Annotated in this window: 1 protein-coding gene; it reads right to left on the bottom strand. The window is 29.3% G+C overall.

Translation table 11 applies throughout. The features are described 5' to 3' along the window. Positions 1–276 (bottom strand): ABC transporter permease (locus LOK41_RS28820; protein ID WP_241819480.1); only part of this gene is annotated, 276 nt, incomplete at both ends.

A 276-nucleotide genomic window follows, 5' to 3' on the forward strand; every position in this document is an offset into this window, starting at 1 on the left:
ATTGGCCATAATGTAATTGGAATTAGAGCTTCTGAAGATTCCATTCCCATAAAATCATTATCTGATTTATATACACCAATAATTTGCATTGGTTGATCTCTAATTTCAATAATTTTACCAATAGGATTTTGCTGTTTAAATACTTTCTCTTTCATCCCTGTACTAACCATGACCACGTTATTTCCTTGGATAATATCAGACTCTTGTAATGACCGTCCTTTTAATACTTTCACTTGATTAACCTTAAAATATTCATTATCTAATCCTGTAATATTA

Source organism: Bacillus sp. TL12, assembly GCF_022625245.1.
In the GTDB taxonomy this organism is placed as follows: domain Bacteria; phylum Bacillota; class Bacilli; order Bacillales; family Bacillaceae_G; genus Bacillus_A.